This window comes from Pseudomonas sp. E141, assembly GCF_052659885.1.
Genome location: NZ_CP084024.1, coordinates 3,900,545 through 3,923,920 on the forward strand (window position 1 = coordinate 3,900,545; position 23,376 = coordinate 3,923,920).

The following is a 23,376-nucleotide window of genomic DNA, read 5'->3' on the forward strand; positions in this document are numbered from 1 at the left end:
AACTACACCTCGCGATACATACGGCCAGGGTTGAAAATGCCCTGGGGGTCAAGCTGGGTTTTGAGCTGCTGGTGGTAGCGCAGCAACGGGGTGGCCAGCGGATGGAATGGACTGTCGCAGTGGCCGGTGGCGAAACAGGTGGCGTGACCACCGGCTTGGGCGGCGATCTGGCGGATCAGCGCGACATCGGCATCGGACTTGAGCCAGCGCTGGGCGCCACCCCAGTCGATCAGTTGCTCACCGGGCAGCGCCAGCACGCCGGTGTTGGTCGGCACCGACAATCGCCAGAGCGGGCGCAGGTCCGCGAAGAAATCCAGGCGCTGCTCGCGCAGGTCAACCCAGTACGAGCTCTCAAGCAGCTCACCGCCGAGACGCTCACGGGCCGCTGCGACCGAGCCTTCACCACCTTCCAGGCGCAGGTGCAAAGCCTGACCATCATGGCTGGCGGCGCTCAGCGAAATGGGTTGCTGACCCCACTCGGCCAGCTTGCGCAAGGCCAGCGCGGCATCCATCTCCAGCCGCAGACTCAGGCACTGACGCGGCTTGGGCAGCACTTTGAGCGACACCTCGGTAATCACTCCCAGGCAGCCAAAGCTCCCGGCCAGCAGCCGCGACAGGTCGTAGCCGGCGACGTTCTTCATCACCTCGCCGCCAAAGCGCAGGTGTTTGCCCGTTCCGGTGATCAAGCGGGTGCCCAAAACCAGGTCACGAACCGCGCCGGACCAGGGCCGGCGCGGGCCCGACAGACCTGCCGCAACCATCCCGCCGAGGGTCGCGGCGCCACCAAACTGCGCAGGCTCACAGGTGAGCATCTGCCCGGCCGCGTCCAGCGCCGCCTCCAGCTCAACCAGCGGCGTGCCGGCGCGGGCGGTGATCACCAACTCGGTCGGGTCGTAGCTGACGATGCCGCGGTGGGCACGGGTATCGAGCACTTCGCCGTCGACCTTGCGACCGAGAAACGCCTTGCTGTTACCCCCCTGAATGCGCAACGCCGTAGCACTGTTGAGGGCGTGATTGACTTGTTCCAGCAACGCCTCGCTGGCGTCGCAGTCGTGCTGCATCACCATTAGAAGCGCTCCAGTTCAGGAAAGGGCAGTTGGCCGTGGTGCACGTGCATGGCGCCGAATTCGGCGCAGCGGTGCAGGGTCGGAATGTTCTTGCCGGGGTTGAGCAGGCCGCGCGGGTCGAAGGCTGCTTTCACCGCGTGGAACAGGGTCAGTTCGTCACTGTTGAACTGAACACACATCTGATTGATCTTCTCGCGCCCCACCCCGTGTTCGCCGGTGATACTGCCGCCCACCTTGACGCAGAGTTCAAGAATCTTGCCGCCCAGGGACTCGGCCCGCTCCAGCTCGCCGGGTTGGTTGGCATCAAACAGAATCAAGGGGTGCATATTGCCGTCACCGGCATGGAACACGTTGGCCACACGCAGGCCGAACGCCTCGGACAGCTCACTGATGCCCTTGAGCACCCCGGGCAGTTCGCGACGTGGAATGGTGCCGTCCATGCAGTAATAGTCCGGCGAGATACGCCCGACGGCCGGGAAGGCATTCTTGCGCCCGGCCCAAAACTTGACCCGTTCAACCTCATCGCGGGCCATGCGCACTTCGGTGGCGCCGGCCTCGCCCAGCACCGAGCGGACACGCTCGCAATCGTCGTGCACGTCGGCCTCCACACCGTCCAGTTCGCACAGCAGGATGGCCTCGGCGTCCACCGGATAACCGGCGTGAATAAAGTCCTCGGCGGCGCGAATGGCCAGGTTGTCCATCATCTCCAGGCCGCCGGGGATGATGCCGGCCGCAATGATTTCACCCACCGCGCGCCCGGCTTTCTCCACCGAATCAAAGCTGGCCAGCAACACCTTGGCCACCTGCGGCTTGGGCAGCAGCTTGACGGTGACTTCAGTGATGATCCCCAGCATGCCTTCGGAGCCGGTGAACAAGGCGAGCAGGTCGAAGCCCGGCGAATCCAGGGCCTCGCTGCCCAAGGCCATGCGCTCGCCTTCAACCGTGAGGATTTCCACCTTGAGCAGGTTGTGCACGGTCAGGCCATATTTGAGGCAGTGCACGCCTCCGGCGTTCTCGGCGACGTTACCGCCAATCGAACAGGCGATCTGCGAGGATGGGTCCGGTGCGTAATACAGGTCGTAAGGGGCGGCCGCCTGGGAGATGGCCAGGTTGCGAACGCCCGGCTGAACGCGAGCGAAGCGCCCTTCTGGATTGACTTCAAGGATGTGCTTGAAGCGCGCCATCACCAGCAAAATCCCCTGGACCAATGGCAGTGCACCACCGGACAAGCCCGTCCCTGCCCCGCGTGCCACCACGGGCACACGGCGTTGATAACAGAGTTTGAGCAGGCGTTCGACTTGTTCGATGCGCTCAGGCAATACCACCAGCATCGGCGTGGTGGTGTAGGCAGAGAGGCCGTCGCACTCGTAGGGTTTGAGGTCTTCCTGGGTGTGCAGCACTTCCAGGTCAGGAAGCTGCTGGCGCAGTTCCGCCAGCAGCGCTGACTTGTCCACTTCAGGCAGCGCCCCATCAACGCGCTCGTCGTACAAAATACTCATGGCAGGCTTTCTCGCTTTATTGTTCTTTTGTGCCGCGCCGGTAGCGAGCCGGGCTGCTTGTTATGCGCTATATGTAGAGCCTTGCAGGGTGGTCGTCTATCACCGGATGAACTGGTATGACCAGTTTATTCAAGCCCGCCTCTAACCCGTCTTTGCCAAGGGCCTTACTTATAAAGGGGTTAGTGGCTATATTGGGCGCAGCGTAAATGACCATATAAAACTGGTACTACCAGTTAGCCGAGGCCCCTGACATGCTCGAAGAAACATCCGCCGTTCGCCGCCAGGTCAGTGATGTGGTCGCCGAGCGGATCGAACGATTGATCGTCGATGGCGTGCTCAAGGTGGGCCAGGCGCTGCCCTCGGAGCGCCGCCTGTGCGAGAAACTGGGAATATCCCGCTCGGCCCTGCGTGAAGGGCTGAAAGTGCTACGCGGGCGCGGCATTATCGAGACCGCCCAAGGCCGTGACTCACGGGTGGCCACGCTGAACGGGAACCGCGATGCCAGCCCACTGATGCACCTGTTCAATTCGCAGCCGCGCACCCTGTTTGATCTTCTGGAAGTGCGCGCACTGCTGGAAGCCGAATCAGCACGCCTGGCCGCCTTGCGCGGCACCGATGCAGACTTTGTCCTGCTCACCCGGCGCTACGAAGAAATGCTCGCCGCCCACAGCCAACCCGTACCTGCCGAGCCGCGCGAACATGCCCGCCTCGACCACGCATTCCACTTGGCGATCTGCGAGGCCTCGCACAATCCGGTGTTGCTGCACACCCTGCAGTCGTTGACCGATTTGATGCTCAGTACGGTGTTCGCCTCGGTCAACAACCTCTACCATCGCCCGATGCAAAAACGCCAGATCGACCGCCAGCACACCCGGCTCTATCACGCCGTCATCGAGCGCCTGCCAGAACAAGCTCAGCGCGCCGCGCGCGAACACATCCACAGCATCCGCGACAACCTCAAGGAGATCGAACAGGAAGAGCAACGCCTGGTACGTGCGACCATGCGGCTTGAGGGTTGGGGGTAGGTTTCTGGGCAGCAGGGCCGGCTGGGAAGCGCAAAATCAATGCCTGGTTTCACACCAAACTGTCACCATCATCCAAGACTTTGCAAACCGAGTAGAAAAGTATGAATCGTCGTAAAAAAATAAATCAGTTACTGAAAGCTCACGCAAAAAAGGCGAGTGCCAAACTGGCCCCGCCGAAGAAATCCAAATACATCAGTAAGGCTGACCGGTTAAAACTGGCTGCCGAGCCCGCTCCAGAGTCAGTCATAACCCCTGAGAGCTGAGTCTTCGATCTTAAGCGCCAGTCGCATCAGCAATGGCGGTGAAAGTGGGGCTGCTGCGCAGCCCAGCGGGAGCAAGCTCCCTCGCCACAGTGGTCAGGCAGGTCTTGAGTGAATTGCACCTCCCAGACCTGCCAAAGCGAACTCTTCAGATAAAAGTCAGCGCAAGGTTAAACAGCATGGCCGCGACGAAGCCGATGGGCGCGGCACGCAGCAGCAATTGGGGAAACAGCCGGGTTCGGCTCTGCTCATCGGCGCAGGAGCTCAGGATCAGGCTGCCGCCGGAGGAGAACGGCGAGATGGAGGTGGCTTGGGCGCCAACCACGATGCTGATGAACAGCACCATGGGGTCGATCGACATGGCGGCGGCCAGCGTCGGCACCATGGGGAACAGTGCGGGTGTAACCACTCCCAAGGTGCTGGCGAAAATCGACATCAGCGCAGCGACGACACCGAACACCAAGGCTACCAGCACAGGCGGGATATTGCCGCCAATCCACGATGCCAAAGCGTCGATGGCGCCGGCCTTGATCGCCACCGAGATCAGCATGCCCACGCCACAAATCATGATCAGCGTGCCCCACGGCAGCGAGGCGATGGCTTTGCGCTCGTCGCCCAGCTTGAGCATCAGCGCAATCACCGAGAACACGCTGGCGATCAGGCCGATGTCCACCTTCGAGTTGACGAACGTCACCGTCGCATTGTCCGGGAACAGGATGTGCGCGATGGGACCGGCCAACACGATCAGCATCATCAGCAAGGTCAGCCACAAGGTGATTTTCTGCTCACGGTTGAGCGGGCTCGGCGTCTCGATCGCGACCGCCGCATTCTTCAGCGCACGGCCGTGGCCGGCGAAGAATACGAACGCAGTGATGACCACCAGCGGAATGACCATGGTGCTGGCAAAGATCGCCAGGCCATTGATGAAGGCTTCACTTTCAGGAACACCCAGGCCGGTCATCAGGCCTCGGAAAATGATACCGCTCTGGCTGGACACGAAGTTGGCACCGCCCAGGGCCCCGTAGTTCACCGCCATGCCACCGAGTATCAGGCTCATGCCCGTGCGCTGGCACAGCAGCAGCGTCAGCGGGGCCATGAAAGCGAGCACCGTGTAGTAACCCGCACCGAGCCCGGCAATCAGGCAAGCGGTCAGGAACACCGCATAAGGCAGCAGGTGCGGCACGTTACGACAGAGATAGAGCAGGTGTTCGGCCAGTTTCTCCAGCGTGCCGTTGACGATGGCGAAGCTGTAGAACAGGCAGACCGAGAAGATGATGAAGAAAATCTTCAGCGGCCACATGGCGATGATTTCGGAAGGACTCAAGCCCATGCCGAAACAGCCCAGTAGATAGGCAAAGGCGATGGCGAACAGGCCGATGTTGATTTTGGTGGTGTATCCCAGCGCGACAGCAAGAACGATCGCGGCGACGACGTACAGGCTCATCATGATGTGTGTTCCGTATTATTTTGTTATGGGGAGTTCAACGCGTCGACGCAGCAAAGCCGAACAGGGTTGTGGGGTTATCCACCAACACCTGCCGGCGCTCCACCGGGTCGGGAAACAAGGCATGCACAAAGGCCAATTGCGCGTCATAGCCGGTGCGCGACTCGAACTGGGTATGGGGCCAATCGCTGCCCCAGACAAAACGATCGATACCGCCACACGCCTGGCGCAATTGCGCCAACACGCAAGCCGCGCGGGGCAGGTCTGACTGACTGCGATAGGCGGCAGACAACTTGACCCACAGCCGGTCCTCGCCGAGCAAGGCCAGGAAGCCCTGATGGGCGAGGTTACTCGGGTCGATACCGTTGGACGGAAGACCGAAGTGATCCACGACCACCGTGACGCCGCTCGCCAGAACGAACGGTACAACCAGGACCAAGGCGTCGAAGCCGCACTGGATTTCAACCTGCCAGCCAAGTCGGGCCAGTCGCTGGTAAAACGTCTGCCAGCGGGCATCGATGTAGTCCTGCGGCGCCTTGCCGATCAAATTCAAGCGAATGCCTACCACGCCAGCCTTGGCCAAAGCGTGGAGCTGTGCATCCTCGATGTCCGGTTCGACCACCGCGATGCCTCGCAAACGTTGCGGATAACGTTGCAGGGCCTCGACCATGAAACGGTTGTCGGTTCCCAGGAAGCTCGGCTGGATGAGCACGCCCTGGGCAAGGTTGCAGCGATCCAGATGCCCCAGATAGTGCTCGGCCAAGGCGTCGTAATCAGGGCTGTAGCGACGATCACTCGCCATGGGCAAGTCATGTCGGAATATGTGGGCGTGAGTATCTATGCCTTCGAACGACAGGGACATCAGGAAGCTGCCTTTGTTGATTTTTTGTGGGAGCCCGCCAGGCATGTAAGGTGATTACAGACCTGAAATTCATATAGATGACTGGATGACCATATCTATAAACAACCATCCCTGTCAACGCGCCCAGTGAGGTAAAGTGGCGCATTGCTTGGATTCGGATTGACGGTATGGCCCTTACACACCTTGGACATGACGAGCGACTGCCGCTCTATCAACGACTGCGTGAAGAGATGCTGGCGAAAATCGCCGCAGGCGAATGGCTGCCCGGTGAAGCCATTCCCACCGAGGCAGAACTGACCCGCCACTACGGCGTTGCGGTAGGCACGGTACGCAAAGCGGTGGAAACGCTGGTCGGGGAAGGGTTACTGCTGCGCGTCCAGGGCCGTGGCACATTCGTGCGCCGACCCAACTTCGACGGTTCACTGTTTCGTTTCTTTCGACAGGTCGATGCCAGCGGTCAATCGCAAGTGCCGCAAAGCCGCATCCTGAGTCGCACCCAGGAGACCCCGGACGCCCACGTGCGCCAGGCGCTGAATCTGACCGAGCACGACGCCACCATCCGCCTGGAGCGCCTGCGCCTCATGAACGGCCGGCCGCTGTTCCACGAGCAGATCTGGCTACCGGCCGCTCAATTCGGCGCCCTGCTCGACACCGACCTGAACGACTTCGGCACCCTGCTCTACCCCTTTTACGAAGAACGCTGCGGCATGCGCGTCGCATCAGCCCGGGAAACCCTCACCGTCACCTCGGCCGATGAGCCGCTGGCCGCCACGCTGGGAGTCAGCGCCGGCAGCCCAGTGGTGGTAGTCGAACGGGTGGCCCTGGGCTACGACCGTCAACCCCTGGAATACCGACTGTCGCGCGGCGCAGCCGACACTTTTCGCTATCAGGTGGAGATTTGCTGAAAACTATCGGGGATAGCTCCCGAAAACGTTGCCTCTACCGGTCCGATGAGAAACACCGGTCCCCGGCCATCCCATTGAACCGTCACGCTTCCACCATCACATTCAACCTCAACACAATGATCCAGCAAGCCACGACGAATCCCGTTCACAGCGGCGCCGCAAGAGCAGGAACCTGAGCCCAGTGCGATGCCACCGCCTCGTTCCCATATGCGCAAACGAATGTGCTTTCGATTGATGACCTGAACGAAATGCACGTTGGTCTTGAGCGGGAACAGCGCGCTGGTTTCAATTGCCGGTCCGACTGTCGCGATATCAACGTCGGCCAGATCGTCCACAAAGTAAGTGCAGTGTGGGTTGCCCATGCTGCACGCTATCGGGCTACCCGCCAGTGGCAGAACAGCGCTGTCCAGGTCCCCAGCCAGGGGAATGTCCGACCAGCCGAAAAGCGGCTGCCCCATGTTGACGGAAATTGCACCGGTTGAAATTCGTTCGCACGTGAGCAGACCGCGATGGGTGCGCAGCGTTATCGAAGTCAAATTCGATTCGCGCATCAGCCGATCCGCAGCGCCCCGCGTCGCGCTGCCGCAAACGTCCAGCGTGGAACCATCTGCATTCCAGAATATCAGGCGTGCGTCTGCATCCTCACAATCGAGCATCACCGCGAGCTGATTAAAACCGATGCCTCGGTTGCGATCACCCATCCGCCGGGCCAGGGCACTGGTTATGGGGTTGGCTGAGTTTCGCGCGTCCACGACAACAAAATCATCGCCGTTGGCGTGCATTTTGTGAAAGTTCAGCGGCATGCAAACGCTCTACTGGAAATAGAGATGGTGTTGCCATCAGGGTCTTTGGCATTGGCGAATGAATAGCCGTCGGCCTTGTGGGTGGCGCCAAACTTCAAGCCTTGGGCCATGCACTTCTCCTTGAAGCCCTCAACATCCCGGGTATCAAAAACCAGCTTGACTGTGACTTGTCCCGTTTTAACGCTCTTCCCTGCCGCATGAACCATCAGAATCGCGCCACCGTTTGCAGGCTTCAATTCCGTGACGCGATCATCGACATGCTTTTCACTGACAAAGCCGAAATGTTGCTCATAAAAAGCGCAGGTTGCCGGGACGTTCCGTACGTACAGCATGATTCGATTAAGTGTCGGTTCCATGTGTTCTTCCTTGATCACTGCTGACGGTGAAACTAAGCACGCTGTGCATCATCGCAGCGGGGCTTGGATGCAAAGCTCGACGTTTGTAGTGCGTCTCCAGATGTTTTCAACCAACCACAAGAAAAGACGCACTGGCTCGTACCACGCGCTCCTCCCCAGCGCTTATATAGGTATTGGCGAAAACCAGTCGGCTACCGGACTTTTGAATATCGACAGCCGCCTCCAACCAATCACCGACCTTAGCGGAGCCTGCGAAATCAGTGGTCATTGTGGTCGTCACGAGCTTGAGGGGCGGATCTTTCGAGAAGGCAGCGCTGTAGCCCAAAGCAATGTCAGCCAGCGCCATGAACAACCCTCCGTGAGCGAGTCCACGCGCATTGGTGTGTTTCTCCTCGACCCGAATCCCAACGGTGAATCCTTCGGCGTTTTCCCGATAGTAGAAAGGGCCCAGTAGATCAAGAAAAGGGCTGCTCCGAAATAACGGTTTGAAATCCTGTGGAATATCCATTTTTTTCACTCCTTTACCCTGTAGGCATATTCAGGTCCGGCGACTGTAATTAATGGTCGTCAAAAGCGACCAGACTCATTGCTCCCTGCTCAATGGCCCCAAAGCCGCTTTTTTCTCGAGCCATGCTTCCCGCGTCATTTCCCAAACTTCCTTTAGCAACGACCCACAGACAAAATCGCCCTGCCGTGTTGCAATCATGCGCATGCCTTCATGTTCCGAAACTTTACGCGAAGCATGATTGCCCACCGCCTTGGGGGCTTGCATGACGGGACGCCCCAGGGTTTCAAACCAATAGGCGTTGATAACCTCACAGGCCTCGCGCATGTAGCCCTTTCCCTGCCATTGAGGCGCCAGCCAAAAGCCTCGGTTGTTGCCCGGTTGATCGTACAGGCTGATGCTGCCGATGCAATGTGCCGGATCTTCGCAAGTGCGGATCATCCAATGCCACTCGCGCCCGGCCGCAATGGCGGGAAGCGCATGGTCGCGAACGTACGTCAGCGCGCCGTCTTCCGGATAGGGCCATGGCACGCGACTGTCGAGATAACGCACCACTTCCCAATGAGGAAACAGCTGTTGGATAGCCGGTGCATCGGCCAGTTGTAAAGGCGTGAGGATAAGACGGCGGGTCTGAATCGTGGGGGTGGTTTCCATCATGGATTTACGCATGATGATCGTGCGTTCAGCACCGTCAAATTCGTCACGTACCTTCTGAAATCCCAGCTCTGTGTAAAAGCTCTCTGCCGTGATGGAGGATGGCACATGCAAAGTGACCAGACCCATGTCGAGAGCGGCTGAACAAATGACCGACATTAGCCGTCTGCCAAGGCCTGCTCTTTGATACCGCGGCGCTACAAAAACACTTCTGATCACATCTCCATCGAGGCTGGCAGTCGCGACGACACGCTGATCGACAGATGCCACATACATCCGACGCCGCGCCATCAATCGCTCAATCGCCAGTGGAGAAAAGTTCTGCTCTACCCGGGCGATTACATCGGCCGGATAATCTTTCGTATTGGACTGACGCAGAGCGCTGATCACAACGTTGCTTATTGCTTGCGCGTCCTCGACTGTTGCGAGGCGAATGTAGGCATCCATTTCAAGTTCTCGCTCCGGGTGATCAGTGATCATAGACGCATGACAATGGACAGAAACCACGACAGAAAGATAGTTTCAAGACGTCCAGGCCGAAGGCTGAACCACGGATGCTATTGCCGATTACTCAAACGAACACGCCCAGCCTTGCCATCAACAAAAAGAGTCAAAGCATGAAAACCGCTGACCCCAATCGCCTGAAAATCTGGCAAGCCCTTTCATCACTGTTTCTCGACACCGAGATCGACGAATTAACCTACGACTACATCGCTCGCGTGATCCTTGAAACCGGCTATTCACCTAAGGTAATCCACAGCATCCTATGGAATGAAGTGTTCCCGGTCCTGGAAGCCAACCTCAGGTCCGTCGCAGGCGAATGGGCGGGATGGACGGATGAGTGGCTGCTGGAGCAGCTCACGATAAATGATCAACTCGAGGTCCGAAAACCCAGCGGCAGTATTGCCGTGGAGATCGCCAGATGCTGGAACCATGTGGCGACCCGGCTTCCATCGGGATATGCCTGATCCCGGTTTTTATCCGCTCCCTCGCGCGCTCAGGATGCCGCACCCGGCAGGCAACAATCTCACACTGATCAACGTCTTTCGGCAAAATGATAGAGCACGAAATAATGCCCCTCACACCCCATTCGCTTGTCACCTTGGTCCCCGCTCAAAACAGCGACCTGGACGATCTGGTAGCCGTCAGAATCGAAGCCATGCGCGAAAGTCTTGAGCGTGTCGGGCGATTTGATCCCGTGCGCGCACGCGAGCGATTTCTAGGCGGTTTTAAACCAGACTGCACACGCCACATCGTGGTAACAGGACAGAGGGTGGGGTTCGTAGTCATCAAACGTCACGACAATGAACTCTTGCTTGACCACTTGTACGTGCACCCTGACGCGCAGGGATCAGGAATAGGCTCTGCTGTTCTCAGCCAAATATTCAAAGAGGCGGATGCCGCTGCGCTGCCATTACGAGTGGGCGCTCTCAAAGAAAGCGCGTCGAATCGCTTCTACATCCGCCACGGTTTCCAACTCATCGAAAGCGGTGAGTTCGACAATTATTATCTGCGACAGAACGATCCTGCAGCCGGCCAAAATCGTTAGCCGCCGGCAATCTTGCTGCGATGTATCCTCGTGTATCCCGAGGATACATCGCTACATAACCTTGCACTTTTACCTCCCATTCGACACAGCCCGGATACGTTGCCCCGTTCAAATGCACCCAAGGTTTCAAGGGCATCAACCAGAGCCCCTGACCCATGGCTCGCAATGGAGGCATCACCATGAAAACGGCACTGCAGCACAGCAAAACCGGTAAAACCCATCGCCGCCTGCTCGGCTCATCCATCCTCGCTCTCAGTCTGTTCGGCGCGTTCGGGGTAGCCCACGGGCAATCCACCAGCGCCGCGCAGCCAACCGCGAACAAGTCCGGCGTCACGCATACAACGCCCTCCCCGTTCGGTGCGCTGAAGCATATCAAGGCCGGTCTGCTGGACGTGGCGTATGCCGAAACCGGCCCCGCCGATGGGCCGGTGGTGATTCTGTTGCACGGCTGGCCGTACGACATTCATAGCTATGACGAAGTCGCGCCCTTGCTGGCAGCGAAGGGATACCGCGTGCTGATGCCCTATGCCCGGGGCTACGGCGATACGCATTTCCTGTCCGAAAAAACGCTTCGCAACGGTCAACCAGCCGCGTTGGCCAGTGACGTGATCGACTTCATGGATGCGCTGAAAATCAAGCAAGCCGTGCTCGGTGGCTACGATTGGGGCGCACGTTCGGCGGACATCGTCGCGGCCCTATGGCCGGAGCGGGTCAAGGCGCTGGTCGCGGTCAGCGGCTATCTGATCGGCAACCAGGCCGCCGGTCAGAACCCGCTGCCACCCAAGGCCGAGTTGCAATGGTGGTATCAGTTTTATTTCGCCACCGACCGTGGCCGCGCCGGGTACGAGAAAAATACCCACGACTTCGCCAAGTTGATCTGGCAACTGGCGTCGCCAAAATGGGCATTCGATGACGCCACCTTCGACCGCAGCGCCAAGGCGCTGGAAAACCCCGACCACGTCGAGATCACCGTATTCAACTACCGTTGGCGTCTCGGTCTGGTCCAGGGCGAGACCCGATACGACGCGCTGGAACAGAAACTGGCGACGGCGCCCTCCATCAGCGTGCCGACCATCACCCTTGAAGGCGATGCCAACGGCGCGCCGCACCCAGCTCCCGAGGATTACGCCAAGCGCTTCACCGGCAAATACGAGTTCCGGTTGATCAGCGGCGGCATCGGCCACAACTTGCCGCAGGAAGATCCGCAAGCGTTTGCCAAGGCTGTGATTGATGCGGATCATCTTTGATAGTCAGCCCCTTGCCTTGATAACACCGGCATAAAAAAACGGCTCGTTTATTCAACGAGCCGTCTTTTTGCGGGCTATTACCGAACAGGATCAACCCGACGCATAAGGTCATTCAACACGTAGGTGTCCAGAAAGGCTGTTACCTCTGTGATCTGGCCATCCTTGAGTGTCATGTGCCACAGGTAAGTGTTGTTGTAGGGCTTGCGGTCAAGGGCCATGGCCTCTCCCTTCCAGAGAACCACTACGACATCGCCCTCAGCCACAATGCTTTGCACGGTAGGGGAAATGGGCGTTGCCAGCCGAGCGGTGATCGGTCGTACGGCTCGTTCGATTAAATCCGTCTTGCTGTTATACACACCAGAAACCGGGCTTGATCCAGATACGGTCCACGTTGCGTCGGGCGCCAGCAGATCGAAAACCGTGCCTTGGCCTTGTTGCCAGTGGGTAAATGCTTGGCGCACCAGGTCGGTATTGATGTTTTGGTCAGCGGCTTGCGACGCTGAAACCGTGTTCGTTGAAAGCACCAAACACAGCGCGACAGCCTGAAGGCGCACAGCCAAACTCATCCATGGGGTCATGATCTTTCTCTCACAACAATACGTTGATAGGAACCTCTTCAAGAGGAACCTTAACGGCATGGGCTCGGAAGCTTTTGCTCGATACTGCTGTGAGATTGCCCGATGCTGTTTGGTAATTTTCCTCCCTTTGACTTGCCGTGTTATCGCCACATGACGGTTCATGGAGTGCCGCCACCATACCTAGGGAACATGATCCGCCAGCATTATGGGACGTGGATCAATGAGGATGGACCGGATGTTGCGGGGATGTTGCAGTTAGCGCTAAAGCTCTGACTGCCACCCTCCAGATCACTCCTTTAAAGTATCCAGTCGTAGCGGGCCCAGTGGAATTGGGCTAATGAAGCTGTTCCCAGAGTTGAATGCAGAAAAAACCAATGAGCAAAAAGCCAGCAGCCAAACCGCTTAGCACCGCGGGAAGTAAAAAAACCCACCAGACCCGCTGAGATCGAATTTGATACTGCAACTGCGAAGCTTCGAATAACTGAAGAAGCTTCGCACCTCCGATTGCCTTGATCATTGAGTTCGTTTTAGCGATATGGAAATTACTCCAGATCATTTTGACGATCTCCCAAGAAACAAACAGCATAAGAGAAAAAAGGGCAAGCAGTCCGCAGAGGGAATACAACCAGAGCGGCAGTCGCAGAGAAAGCGTGGACCAGAACCCAAAAAAACCCGCGTAACCTGCGACTAAGATTAGATTTGTGTACGTAGCCGCACTAGCCATCTGTTTCTCGTTCAATTGCATCAGCAGGGCCACGTGTTTGTCCTCTTCCAGCCGCTGCTGAAAATCCTTGAGTTCGCCAATGGCTTCCGCGTGTGCATCCACCACACGTCCGATTTGGTCCCAATCCTCTTGATCCATTCTGCTTCGCTCCATTAACGGTCTACATAGTTAGGCGTGGGTCGACTGTCTGTAATCGATAGTCCGGGGAGATATTGGATTACCACAAGAAATCGAGCTCCGTCCCAAATCTGTCCCATATGACCCTTTTTCAGACACCAAAAACCACAAACCCCCGACTTTCTCTAGGAAAATCAGGGGTTTGTGTTTGCAGAATGTGGCGGTGAAGGAGAGATTCGAACTCTCGATACAGTTTCCTGTATACACACTTTCCAGGCGTGCTCCTTAAGCCACTCGGACACTTCACCGTGTCTCGGCAAACTGTTCAGTCTGTCGAGGCGCGCTAATGTAGTCGAAAGCTTTTCCGATGGCAAAGGTTTTTTTCAGAATTTTCATGCGGTTAAGGTGGTCGGGCATTTCAAACGCGTCAGGGCATGGCAAACCGGCCAATCTTCGGGTTTGTGTGTGCAGTGTTCCATGGAGCAAGGCGCGGGCGATGGGGCGGTCAGGCGGTTTGTCGGGGCTGGGGGCTGACCGGTGAGTCAGTCACAGCGCTTTACCTGGCCTGCGCCGGTGGGTAACGTCTGCGTCACTTCTCTTACAAGGAATAGCGCCATGAGCGACCTGATTGCCTACCATCTCGAAGACGGTATCGCGACCCTGACCTTGAACAACGGCAAGGTCAATGCCATCTCGCCGGATGTGATTGCCGCGTTCAACACTGCGCTGGATCAGGCTGTGACGGATCGGGCGGTGGTGATCATTACCGGGCAACCGGGGATTCTGTCCGGTGGTTATGATTTGAAGGTGATGACCGCCGGTCCCAAGGAAGCGGTGAGTCTGGTCACGGCCGGCTCGACCCTGGCCCGTCGCCTGTTGTCGCACCCCTTCCCCGTCGTTGTCGCGTGCCCAGGGCATGCGGTGGCCAAGGGAGCGTTCCTGCTGCTGTCGGCGGATTATCGCATCGGTGTCGATGGACCGTTCAGCATTGGCCTGAACGAAGTGCAGATCGGCATGACCATGCACCACGCCGGTATCGAGCTGGCCCGCGATCGCCTGCGCAAATCCGCGTTTCATCGCTCGGTGATCAATGGCGAGATGTTCAACCCGCAGAGCGCGGTGGACGCCGGCTTCCTCGACAAGGTGGTGTCGACCGATGAGCTGCAGGGTGCGGCGCTGGAGGCCGCGCGTCAGTTGAAGAAAATCAACATGACCGCCCACAAGAACACCAAGCTGAAAGTGCGCAAGGCCCTGCTGGAGACGCTGGACAGTGCAATCCTGCTGGATCAGGAGCACATGGGTTAACTTGCCTCAGCGCAAAACGAAAAGCCCGACCGCTGTGTCGGGCTTTTTCTTACATGCTCCGTTTAAAAACCGACAACCGCTCTAGCCTGCTTCTGACACGTTAATCGGAAACATGCGCTCAAACATCGCCCATCTCCTACCTCTATAGCGGCAATTGCCGAAAACAGTGCACATCCGTACACTGCGCCACCTTTTGTCCCGACGGGGCCTGTAGATGCTGTTTTTATTGCGTATGTTGTTGATGGGTGTGCATTTTGTGCTGGCGGGTGTGCTCGGGGTGATCCTGGGGTTGTGTCGGCCGTTCAATCCAGACAACAGCCGTTTATGCGCCAGATTGTATGCGTGGCCCGCCATGTGCATTTTGCGTCTGCGGGTGAAGGCCGAGGTCGACACGCTGGTAAACAAGTCCCAGAGCTGCGTGATCATTGCCAACCACCAGTCCAACTATGACCTGTTCGTGTTCGGTAACGTGGTGCCCTACCGCACCGTGTGCATCGGTAAGAAGAGCCTGAAGTGGGTGCCGTTGTTCGGGCAATTGTTCTGGCTGGCGGGCAATGTGCTGATTGACCGGGGTAACGCGATCAAGGCGCGCCAGTCGATGTTGACCACCACTCACACGTTGCAGCACGAGGACACATCGATCTGGGTATTCCCGGAAGGCACGCGCAATCTTGGCGAGGATCTGCTGCCCTTCAAGAAAGGCGCGTTCCAGATGGCGATCGCCGCCGGGGTGCCGATTGTTCCGGTGTGCGTCAGCAGCTACATCAAGCACATGCGCCTCAATCGCTGGCGAGGCGGCGACATCCTCATACGCTCGCTACCGGCCATTCCCACGGCGGGGTTGAGCCTGGATGACATGCCCCAGCTCATCGCCCAGTGCCGTGAGCAAATGCGCGAGTGCATCGCGGTGATGGACCGGCAGGTGCAGGCTGTTTAACGAGCCTGTTAAACAATAGCCAGCCGGGCACATAACCCTGTGGCGAGGGGGTTTATCCCCTCACCACAAAAACCCGCACGATTCTGATTCCACCTGTAGGGCATTTGACTCCACCGGCGAACTCGGTGGATTTTGCTGACTCTCAAGCAGCAGGGCACACTAAGCTACAGATTGCCTGCCACTGCCATTTTCCAAGAAGAAGTGAACCACCATCATGGGTAGAGTCGTTGCTGCTGCGGTTTACAGCGCCGGTAAGAAAGTCACCAACATCACCCTCGACGAAGGCAGCGCCTGGGCAGCCAAACCGGGCCACTTTGTATGGATCGGCCTGGAAGAGCCCAGTGCCCAGGAACTGACCAACCTGCAACGTCAATTCAACCTGCATGAATTGGCGATTGAAGACGCGATGGAGAAGCACAGTCGCCCCAAGTTGGAGACCTTTGGCGATGCACTGTTTATCGTCACGTATTCGCCGGTGCGCAAGGACGGCAAGCTGCAGTTCATCGAGACTCATATCTTCGCCGGCAACGGCTACATCATCACCGCCCGCAATGGCCACTCGGCGTCCTACGCCCACGTGCGACAACGCTGTGAGGCGCGGCCTATTCTGCTGGAGCACGGGGAAGATTTCGTTCTCTATGCCATCCTGGATTTCGTCATTGAAAATTACCAGCCGGTGGGTGAAGCCATTCACGCCGAGATCGATGAACTGGAGCGCAACGTACTGTGCAGCTCCCTGAACGAGCGGGATATTCAGAACTTGCACAGCTTGCGCCGTGACGTATTACGCCTGCGCCGTTATGCAGCACCGATGGTGGAAATCAGCGAAGAACTGCAAAGACTGGACTTTCCCTTCATCGACAAAAACATGAGCCCGTACTTCCGCGATGTGCAGATTCACGTCACGCGGCAGATGGAAGACCTGGCGACTCTGGCGGACATCGCCAGCCAGACCATTGAAGTCGGCGTGCTGCTCGAAGCGTCGCGCCAGAGCGTGGTGCAGCGCAAGTTCGCGGCGTGGGCGGCGATCCTGGCGTTCCCCACGGCGGTAGCCGGAATCTATGGGATGAACTTCGAGAACATGCCGGAGTTGACCTGGCACTACGGGTACTTTCTGGTGCTGGGGTTTATCGCGGTGGGCTGTACCGCGTTGTGGGGGAGCTTCAAGCGCTCGGGGTGGTTGTAAGCGCGCTTGTAGGCGGTTGAGGCTGGCGTGACATTCATCGCGAGCAGGCTCGCTCCCACACTTGATTACCTGTCTATCAAGTGTGGGGGCGATGGTGTTTTAGTCTTGGGCCGCTGCGGTTTCAGGCTTGTGCGCGACGAAACGCATCATCCATTCAGCCACCGTGGTGCCGTGATGCGCCTGTTCAAGACTGGCCATGCCTTGGCGGTAGATCTGCTCGCCAAGGTGTTGCTGGCGGATCTCCAGCAGCGCCCGGGAATAATCGTGGATGAATTCCGGGTGGCCCTGGAAGCACAGCACCTGATCGTTGATGTGGTAGGCGGCGAACGGGCAAAAATCGCTGGACGCGATCACCGTGGCGTTTTCCGGCAGCTCGGTGACCTGGTCCTGGTGACTGATCAGCAGGGTCAGCTCTTCCATCACCGGGCTCATCCATGGCGCCTTGGCCGCGAGCTTGTAGCGGTGGGTGCCCACGCCCCAGCCTTGAGTGGCGCGCTCGGCCTTGCCGCCCAGCAACAGCGCCAGCAGTTGATGACCGAAGCACACGCCCAGCAACTTGTCGCCTCGCTGGTAGCGATCCAGCAAGAAGGTCTTGAGGGTTTGAATCCAGGGGTCGGTGCCGAAGGAGTCGGCTTTGCTGCCGGTTACCAGGTAAGCGTCGAACGACTCATCATCGTTGGGGTATTGCCCCTGCATCACGTTGTACACAATGAACTCAGCCGCGACGGGCTGTTGTGAAAACAGGCGCTGGAACATCTGCCCGTAACCCTGATATTGGTCGATCAGTTCCGGACGCAGGGTATCGGTTTCCAAAATGCAGATGCGCAGCGACATAAAAAATACCTGACACGATGATGGGAATATTGCACACCCCTGAGCGTGCCTTGAAATACCGTCCCAAGGCAAGCCCCTTCCCCTGTCAGTCAGAACAGTTCTTGCCTGGCGGCTTTCTCCAGCAACAAGGCCGGTGGTGAAAATCGCTCGCCATACTGCTCGGCCAGATACTGAGCGCGGGCGACAAAATCCCGCAGGCCGTACTGGTTGATGAACTGCAACGCACCGCCGGTCCAGGCGGCGAAACCGATACCGAAGATCGAGCCGACGTTGGCGTCCGCCGTGGAGGTGAGCACGCCCTCCTCTACGCAGCGCACGGTTTCCAGGGCCTGGATGAACAGCAGGCGATCGCGGATATCCTGAGGCGAAATCTGCCCGTCGGCTTTCTCGAAACGATGCTTGAGCTCCGGCCACAGGTGTTTCTGCCCGTCGGCCGGATACTCGTAGAAACCGGCCCCGGCTGCCTTGCCCGAGCGCTTGTATTCGTTGAGCAGCAAGTCAATCACGGCGAACGCCGGGTGCTCGATCGGTGTTTTCCCTTCCGCTTGCAGGTCTTTGGCGGTTTGCGCGCGGATATGGCTCATCAGGCTGAGGGAAACTTCGTCAGAGATCGCCAGAGGCCCCACCGGCATCCCGGCCTTGCGCGCCTCAGTCTCGATCATTGGCGCGCTCACGCCCTCACCCAGCATGGCGATGCCTTCGTTGGTAAAGGTGCCGAATACCCGAGAGGTGAAGAAACCACGACTGTCGTTGACCACGATCGGCGTCTTGTTGATTTGCAGAACGAAATCGAAACCTCGTGCCAGGGTCTCGCCACTGGTACGGGCGCCCCTGATGATTTCCACCAGAGGCATTTTCTCCACCGGGCTGAAGAAATGCAGGCCGATGAACTTCGTCTGATCCGGTACAGCCGTCGCCAGACCGGTGATGGGCAGGGTCGAGGTGTTGGAGGCGAGCACCGCGTCCGCCCCAACAACCGCTTGGGCAGCGGCTGTGACGCTGGCTTTCAGGGCGCGATCCTCAAACACCGCCTCAATGACCAGATCGCAACCGGCCAGGTCCGCGTCGCTGTCAGTGGTTTGAATCCGCGCCAGCGTGGCTTCGCGCTGCTCGACGGTGAGCTGCCCGCGGGCGACCTTCTTATCCAGCAGCGCCGCCGTACGGGCCTTGCCTTTCTCGGCGGCGGCAAGGCTGACGTCCTTGAGCACCACCGCAATCCCGGCCATGGCGCTGACGTAGGCGATACCAGCCCCCATCATGCCAGCGCCGAGCACCCCGACTTTTTGAGTCAGATAAGGTGCAAAGCCCTGCGGGCGCGAACCGCCGGCCTTTATTTCATTGAGCTGGAACCAGAAAGTGCCGATCAGGTTCTTGGCCACCTGGCCAGTGGTCAGCTCAGTGAAGTAGCGGGTTTCGATCACGTGGGCGGTGTCGAAATCCACCTGGGCACCTTCCACTGCCGCGCAGAGAATTTTCTCCGGCGCGGGCAGGCAACCCTGGGTTTTGTTGCGCAGGATGGAAGGTGCTATCGCCAGCATTTGCGCGACTTTCGGGTGAGACGGCGTGCCACCCGGGATCTGATAGCCTTTCGCATCCCAAGGTTGGACCACGCTGGGGTTGGCGAGAATCCAGGCCCTGGACTTGCTCAGCAGGTCCTCGCGATCCACCGCCAGCTCATCGATCAGACCGGCCTGCAGTGCCTGTTGCGGGCGCACCTTCTTGCCCTCGAGCAAATACGGCAAGGCTTTCTCCAAGCCAAGCAACCGCACCATCCGCACCACCCCGCCGCCACCTGGCAACAGGCCCAGGGTGACTTCCGGCAAGCCAATCTGCACCGACGGGTGATCCAGCGCCACACGATGATGGCAAGCCAGGCAGATTTCCCAGCCGCCGCCCAGGGCCGCGCCATTGATGGCCGCCACCACCGGTTTTCCCAGGGTTTCCAGGGCACGCAGTTGCGCCTTGAGGCCGAGCACCATTTCATAGAATGCCTTGGCTTGGGGTTTACCGACCTTGACCAGCTCGTTGAGGTCACCGCCAGCGAAGAAGGTCTTCTTGGCCGAGGTAATGATCACCCCGGCAATCGAGTCTTTTTCGGCGGTCAACCGAGCGACGCAGGCAGCCATGGCCTCGCGGTACGTCGCATTCATGATGTTGGCGCTCTGGCCTGGCATGTCCAGGGTCAGGACGACGATCCGGTCCTGGCCGGTTTCGTAACGGATGGCATCGCTCATGAAAAGTATTCCTTGAAATCGGGGCTCAGAGACGTTCAATAACGGTGGCAATGCCCATGCCGCCGCCGACACACAGCGTCGCCAGGCCATAGCGCAGGTGACGCGCCTCCAACTCATCGAGCAAAGTGCCGAGGATTGCGCAGCCTGTAGCCCCCAAAGGATGCCCCATGGCAATGGAGCCGCCGTTGACGTTGACCTTGGCAGGGTCGACGGCCATGTCCTTGATGAACTTGAGCACCACTGAGGCGAACGCTTCGTTGACTTCGAACAGGTCGATGTCCTCCACCCGCAGCCCAGCCTTCACCAGGGCCTTGCGGGTAGCCGGCGCCGGGCCGGTGAGCATGATGGTCGGATCGGTGCTGGTGACAGCCGTGGCGACGATCCGCGCCCGCGGTTGCAGCCCCAGCGCCTGCCCCTTGGCTTCGGAACCGATCAGCATCAGCGCCGCCCCATCGACGATGCCGGAACTGTTGCCCGGCGTGTGGACATGGTTGATCCGTTCCACATGGCTGTAGACCCGCAGCGCCGTAGCGTCGAAGCCCATCTGGCCCATGGCTTCGAAACTCGGCTTGAGCTTGCCCAGGCCCTCCAGAGTCGAGTCCGCACGGATGAATTCGTCGTGATCCAGCAGCACGATGCCATTCTGGTCCCGCACCGCCACCAGGGATTTGTTGAACGAACCGTCGGCCCGGGCCCGGGCGGCCTTTTGCTGGGAGTGCAGCGCGAAAGCATCGACGTCCTCGCGGCTGAAGCCCTCCAGGGTTGCGATCAGGTCAGCACCGATGCCCTGAGGTGTGAAGTGGCCCTGCAGGTTGGATTGAGGATCCAGCGCCCAAGCGCCGCCGTCGCTGCCCATGGGCACGCGAGACATGGATTCGACACCTCCGGCCACCACCAGATCCTCGAACCCGGAGCGCACTTTCATCGCCGCCAGGTTTACCGCTTCCAGGCCCGAGGCGCAGAACCGGTTGAGCTGCACGCCTGCCACGCTGACATCCCAATCGGCGATCAGCGCGGCGGTCTTGGCGATGTCGGCGCCCTGATCACCTATCGGCGTCACGCAACCGAGCACGATATCGTCAACCTGACTGGTGTCCAGGCCCATGCGCTGCTGCAGGGCGGTGAGCAGGCCGCCCACCAGGTTCACCGGCTTGACGCTGTGCAAAGCGCCATCGGCCTTGCCCTTGCCACGGGGGGTGCGTAATGCGTCAAAAATCAAAGCTTCGGTCATGACATCCTCAAACCACTGGGACAATGCAATAGCTCCAACCATAAGCCCAGCGGCCCGAGATTCAATGACCGCAGTGCTCAACCACGTTGACGGCCACGCTCAGACGAACGGTAGCATGCTATCGGGTTAACCGATTCAGGTGAGCAAAGTGTCTAGCAAAAGGGCCTTCACGAAGGTGGCACTAGGCCTCATACCACTTTAAGAGCGGACGGCAGCAAACTAATACGAATTGGATCTAAGCCAAGGCGGCTGCGGCCCCTAATGTAATCCTTGTACAAGATAGTCGTCGGGTTTTGCCGAGGCGCTTGTCAGACAGGAAGTGCAACGCCAGCCGTCAGGAGATATGCAGGCTGGCCTCAGGAAATAACAAAAAAGGCGGGTCAGCCATGTTCAAACATTCGAAAGTTCGCCAAGCCGGACTCATTCTCTTCGCCACGACGCTGCTGTTGATTGTGCCGAATATCACCAAGGTGATCGGCTGAATCCGGCGCGCGGGTGCCTGTACCATCGGCAAGCGGTAGCGCTTGTATCATCAAAAAATGTGACGAGTTCGTTGTTCGAGTCGCGGTGGCTGTGCCAACCTTTGCGGCACTCCCTCGACATGGAAGACGACCCTCGTGAAAGCTCTCATTGTGTTCGGCGCGCTGCTGCTCAGCACGCCCTTGTTTGCCGCGCAGCTGGTGCTGGAGCTGGGCACGACTGCCCGCACCTGGCAGACCGAAGAACTGCTCCAGCATCCTGAAGCCCGAACGATCCAGATCGCTGAAGACGTTTCCTACAAAAAGCCGATGAATTATCGCGCCGTGCCGCTGACAGCGCTGTTGACTGGCGTCGAGCCCGACGACCATCTCCAGGCCGTGGCGCTGGACGGATTTGCCGCCGAATTGCCCGCAGCACCGTTACTCAACACAAACGGCGCGCGAGCCTGGCTGGCGATCGAAGACCCGGCCCACCCCTGGCCCCCACTGGGTGAAGGCAAGGGCAGCGCCGGGCCTTTCTATCTGGTCTGGACCAACCCCCTGGCAGGTCACATCAGCCCCGAACAATGGCCGTACGCGGTAGCGACCATCAAGCGCCTGTCAGCGGTAGCCGAGCGCTTCCCTGCCCTGCTGCCGGCGCCCACGGTGACTCAGGCTGACCCGGTCTATAAGGGCTTTGAACTGTTCCAGAAAAACTGCCTGGCTTGCCATCGGCTCAACGGCGCAGGCGACGCGCAGTTTGGCCCGGACCTGAACATCCCCTTCAATCCTACCGAGTACTTTTCCGGGGATTTCCTCAAGCGCTATATCCGCGACCCACAAAGCCTGCGTCGCTGGCCCCAAGGGAAGATGCCGGCGTTCTCGGCCACGGTGCTGCCGGATGCGGAGCTGGATCTGCTGGTGGGGTATCTCAAGCACATGGCGGGGCGTAAACAGCCGTTGGCCCCATGAAGTCGGTTTTGTGCCTGAAGTAATCTGGTGGGAGCACACCTATGAAAACGGCCGACACATGGGTCAGCCGTTGCTCGGGTTGCGTGAATGAACGGTCAGGCGTGCAGGCGCCGTATTTCCTGTTTGACACCCCAACCCTCGATGATGCCACCCAAAGGCTCCACCACCGCCTCGAAGTTTTGTTCGAAGTCTCCAATGTCATCGTAGGTGGCGTACATCACCCGGCTCAACTCCAATGACCAGGCGCCGTCATCCCGTGCGCTGATCTGTGCATTCAATGACTCACCCCGAAATTGACCTGCCGCCCTGCGCGCCCGCTCCTCATCCGGGAAAATGGCGTAGAACTCGATGGGATGGAATTGTGAGAAATCGAAACCGCCTTCTTTCATGCGGCGAAGCACACTGGTGCTGATGTCTTCTTGATAGGCTGTGCTCATGAAACGTCCTCCTCAAACCGATGGATAGACTTTCCGTCTTCCCGTGCGGGCAACCCTTGGGTTGCAGCGATACGGCATCAAATTACCGTCGGGACACAAGCATGTAGCTGACAAGACCGGACCTAAGCGATCCTTTCGCTGATCTCAATTGCAGAGTAGCTGCAAGTAGTGGTCACTGCCAAGCGGG

Annotated in this window: 24 protein-coding genes, 1 tRNA gene and 1 pseudogene; 10 read left to right on the forward strand and 16 right to left on the reverse strand. The window is 58.8% G+C overall.

Going from position 1 to position 23,376, the window contains the following annotated elements:
• Nucleotides 1-2: 2 nt before the first annotated feature.
• Both glcE and glcD read right to left on the reverse strand, forming a co-directional pair.
• A complete protein-coding gene (gene glcE, locus GKKCFE_RS17305; RefSeq protein ID WP_445578051.1) occupies nt 3-1,061 on the reverse strand; it encodes a glycolate oxidase subunit GlcE in 1,059 nt (352 codons plus the stop codon).
• A 5-nt stretch (nt 1,062-1,066) separates the two neighbouring features.
• Nucleotides 1,067-2,566 carry a glycolate oxidase subunit GlcD gene (glcD, locus tag GKKCFE_RS17310; RefSeq protein WP_445576891.1) on the reverse strand — a complete coding sequence of 500 codons (1,500 nt, stop codon included), beginning with the start codon at nt 2,564-2,566 and terminating at the stop codon, nt 1,067-1,069.
• Nucleotides 2,567-2,817: 251 nt separating this feature from the next.
• On the opposite strand from glcD, the gene glcC reads away from it, so the two are divergent.
• On the forward strand, nt 2,818-3,591 hold the full coding sequence (glcC, locus tag GKKCFE_RS17315) for a transcriptional regulator GlcC (RefSeq protein ID WP_047228250.1): 774 nt from the start codon (nt 2,818-2,820) through the stop codon (nt 3,589-3,591).
• A gap of 101 nt (nt 3,592-3,692) precedes the next feature.
• The gene (locus tag GKKCFE_RS17320; RefSeq protein WP_076383854.1) at nt 3,693-3,854 is read left to right on the forward strand and encodes a DUF2986 domain-containing protein; all 162 of its coding nucleotides are present in this window, start codon (nt 3,693-3,695) and stop codon (nt 3,852-3,854) included.
• A 145-nt stretch (nt 3,855-3,999) separates the two neighbouring features.
• Here GKKCFE_RS17320 and GKKCFE_RS17325 read toward each other — a convergent pair whose 3' ends face one another.
• Entirely contained in the window at nt 4,000-5,298 is a 1,299-nt protein-coding gene (locus GKKCFE_RS17325) for an SLC13 family permease (protein ID WP_445576892.1), read from the reverse strand.
• A gap of 34 nt (nt 5,299-5,332) precedes the next feature.
• Nucleotides 5,333-6,157, reverse strand: a complete 825-nt coding sequence (locus GKKCFE_RS17330; protein WP_445576893.1) for an amidohydrolase family protein — start codon at nt 6,155-6,157, stop codon at nt 5,333-5,335.
• A gap of 167 nt (nt 6,158-6,324) precedes the next feature.
• Here GKKCFE_RS17330 and GKKCFE_RS17335 point away from each other — a divergent pair, with 167 nt between their 5' ends.
• On the forward strand, nt 6,325-7,062 hold the full coding sequence (locus tag GKKCFE_RS17335) for a GntR family transcriptional regulator (protein ID WP_107322040.1): 738 nt from the start codon (nt 6,325-6,327) through the stop codon (nt 7,060-7,062).
• Here GKKCFE_RS17335 and dapF read toward each other — a convergent pair.
• The 5 genes and pseudogenes from dapF to GKKCFE_RS17360 all read right to left on the reverse strand — a co-directional run.
• Nucleotides 7,044-7,865 (reverse strand): diaminopimelate epimerase, encoded by an 822-nt coding sequence (gene dapF, locus GKKCFE_RS17340; RefSeq protein ID WP_439125143.1) that lies wholly within the window; start codon nt 7,863-7,865, stop codon nt 7,044-7,046. The two genes, GKKCFE_RS17335 and dapF, sit on opposite strands and share 19 nt — an antisense overlap.
• Nucleotides 7,856-8,221 carry a VOC family protein gene (locus GKKCFE_RS17345; RefSeq protein WP_445576894.1) on the reverse strand — a complete coding sequence of 122 codons (366 nt, stop codon included), beginning with the start codon at nt 8,219-8,221 and terminating at the stop codon, nt 7,856-7,858. Before GKKCFE_RS17345 ends, dapF begins: the two co-directional genes overlap by 10 nt.
• Before the next feature lie 106 nt (nt 8,222-8,327).
• Nucleotides 8,328-8,729 (reverse strand): PaaI family thioesterase, encoded by a 402-nt coding sequence (locus GKKCFE_RS17350; RefSeq protein ID WP_047228246.1) that lies wholly within the window; start codon nt 8,727-8,729, stop codon nt 8,328-8,330.
• 75 nt (nt 8,730-8,804) lie between these two features.
• Nucleotides 8,805-9,380 (reverse strand): GNAT family N-acetyltransferase, encoded by a 576-nt coding sequence (locus GKKCFE_RS17355; RefSeq protein WP_445578052.1) that lies wholly within the window; start codon nt 9,378-9,380, stop codon nt 8,805-8,807.
• 96 nt (nt 9,381-9,476) lie between these two features.
• A pseudogene (locus GKKCFE_RS17360) lies at nt 9,477-9,860 on the reverse strand (GNAT family N-acetyltransferase); the annotation flags it as partial.
• A 137-nt stretch (nt 9,861-9,997) separates the two neighbouring features.
• On the opposite strand from GKKCFE_RS17360, the gene GKKCFE_RS17365 reads away from it, so the two are divergent.
• From GKKCFE_RS17365 to GKKCFE_RS17375, 3 genes are all read left to right on the forward strand, one after another.
• The gene (locus GKKCFE_RS17365) at nt 9,998-10,348 is read left to right on the forward strand and encodes a DUF7079 family protein (protein WP_439125144.1); all 351 of its coding nucleotides are present in this window, start codon (nt 9,998-10,000) and stop codon (nt 10,346-10,348) included.
• 104 nt (nt 10,349-10,452) lie between these two features.
• The gene (locus GKKCFE_RS17370) at nt 10,453-10,929 is read left to right on the forward strand and encodes a GNAT family N-acetyltransferase (protein ID WP_076383851.1); all 477 of its coding nucleotides are present in this window, start codon (nt 10,453-10,455) and stop codon (nt 10,927-10,929) included.
• 179 nt (nt 10,930-11,108) lie between these two features.
• Nucleotides 11,109-12,176: an alpha/beta fold hydrolase gene (locus GKKCFE_RS17375; protein ID WP_439125145.1), complete on the forward strand. Its 1,068-nt coding sequence runs from the start codon at nt 11,109-11,111 to the stop codon at nt 12,174-12,176.
• Between the two features lie 77 nt (nt 12,177-12,253).
• Here the strand turns inward: GKKCFE_RS17375 and GKKCFE_RS17380 are convergent, their stop codons facing one another.
• The 3 genes from GKKCFE_RS17380 to GKKCFE_RS17390 all read right to left on the reverse strand — a co-directional run bounded on the left by GKKCFE_RS17380 (nt 12,254) and on the right by GKKCFE_RS17390 (nt 13,903).
• The gene (locus tag GKKCFE_RS17380; protein WP_274090953.1) at nt 12,254-12,754 is read right to left on the reverse strand and encodes a nuclear transport factor 2 family protein; all 501 of its coding nucleotides are present in this window, start codon (nt 12,752-12,754) and stop codon (nt 12,254-12,256) included.
• A 334-nt stretch (nt 12,755-13,088) separates the two neighbouring features.
• On the reverse strand, nt 13,089-13,616 hold the full coding sequence (locus GKKCFE_RS17385) for a hypothetical protein (RefSeq protein WP_439125146.1): 528 nt from the start codon (nt 13,614-13,616) through the stop codon (nt 13,089-13,091).
• 197 nt (nt 13,617-13,813) lie between these two features.
• Nucleotides 13,814-13,903 (reverse strand) — tRNA-Ser (locus tag GKKCFE_RS17390).
• A 307-nt stretch (nt 13,904-14,210) separates the two neighbouring features.
• Between GKKCFE_RS17390 and GKKCFE_RS17395 the strand changes: the two genes are divergently transcribed.
• The 3 genes from GKKCFE_RS17395 (at nt 14,211) to GKKCFE_RS17405 (ending at nt 17,023) form a co-directional block, all read left to right on the forward strand.
• A complete protein-coding gene (locus tag GKKCFE_RS17395) occupies nt 14,211-14,900 on the forward strand; it encodes a crotonase/enoyl-CoA hydratase family protein (RefSeq protein ID WP_047228241.1) in 690 nt (229 codons plus the stop codon).
• 214 nt (nt 14,901-15,114) lie between these two features.
• Nucleotides 15,115-15,837 (forward strand): lysophospholipid acyltransferase family protein, encoded by a 723-nt coding sequence (locus tag GKKCFE_RS17400; RefSeq protein ID WP_076383849.1) that lies wholly within the window; start codon nt 15,115-15,117, stop codon nt 15,835-15,837.
• A gap of 214 nt (nt 15,838-16,051) precedes the next feature.
• Entirely contained in the window at nt 16,052-17,023 is a 972-nt protein-coding gene (locus tag GKKCFE_RS17405; RefSeq protein WP_047228239.1) for a magnesium and cobalt transport protein CorA, read from the forward strand.
• 99 nt (nt 17,024-17,122) lie between these two features.
• Here GKKCFE_RS17405 and GKKCFE_RS17410 read toward each other — a convergent pair whose 3' ends face one another.
• The 3 genes from GKKCFE_RS17410 to GKKCFE_RS17420 all read right to left on the reverse strand — a co-directional run bounded on the left by GKKCFE_RS17410 (nt 17,123) and on the right by GKKCFE_RS17420 (nt 21,322).
• On the reverse strand, nt 17,123-17,857 hold the full coding sequence (locus GKKCFE_RS17410) for an amidotransferase (RefSeq protein WP_047228238.1): 735 nt from the start codon (nt 17,855-17,857) through the stop codon (nt 17,123-17,125).
• Between the two features lie 89 nt (nt 17,858-17,946).
• Nucleotides 17,947-20,091 carry a 3-hydroxyacyl-CoA dehydrogenase NAD-binding domain-containing protein gene (locus GKKCFE_RS17415; RefSeq protein WP_445576895.1) on the reverse strand — a complete coding sequence of 715 codons (2,145 nt, stop codon included), beginning with the start codon at nt 20,089-20,091 and terminating at the stop codon, nt 17,947-17,949.
• Between the two features lie 25 nt (nt 20,092-20,116).
• Complete coding sequence (locus GKKCFE_RS17420) at nt 20,117-21,322, reverse strand: acetyl-CoA C-acetyltransferase (RefSeq protein WP_445576896.1); 1,206 nt, start codon at nt 21,320-21,322, stop codon at nt 20,117-20,119.
• 617 nt (nt 21,323-21,939) lie between these two features.
• Between GKKCFE_RS17420 and GKKCFE_RS17425 the strand changes: the two genes are divergently transcribed.
• A complete protein-coding gene (locus tag GKKCFE_RS17425) occupies nt 21,940-22,752 on the forward strand; it encodes a c-type cytochrome (protein WP_419417506.1) in 813 nt (270 codons plus the stop codon).
• Nucleotides 22,753-22,847: 95 nt separating this feature from the next.
• Here GKKCFE_RS17425 and GKKCFE_RS17430 read toward each other — a convergent pair whose 3' ends face one another.
• Nucleotides 22,848-23,189 (reverse strand): ribonuclease E inhibitor RraB, encoded by a 342-nt coding sequence (locus GKKCFE_RS17430; RefSeq protein ID WP_047228234.1) that lies wholly within the window; start codon nt 23,187-23,189, stop codon nt 22,848-22,850.
• Between the last annotated feature and the right edge of the window lie 187 nt (nt 23,190-23,376).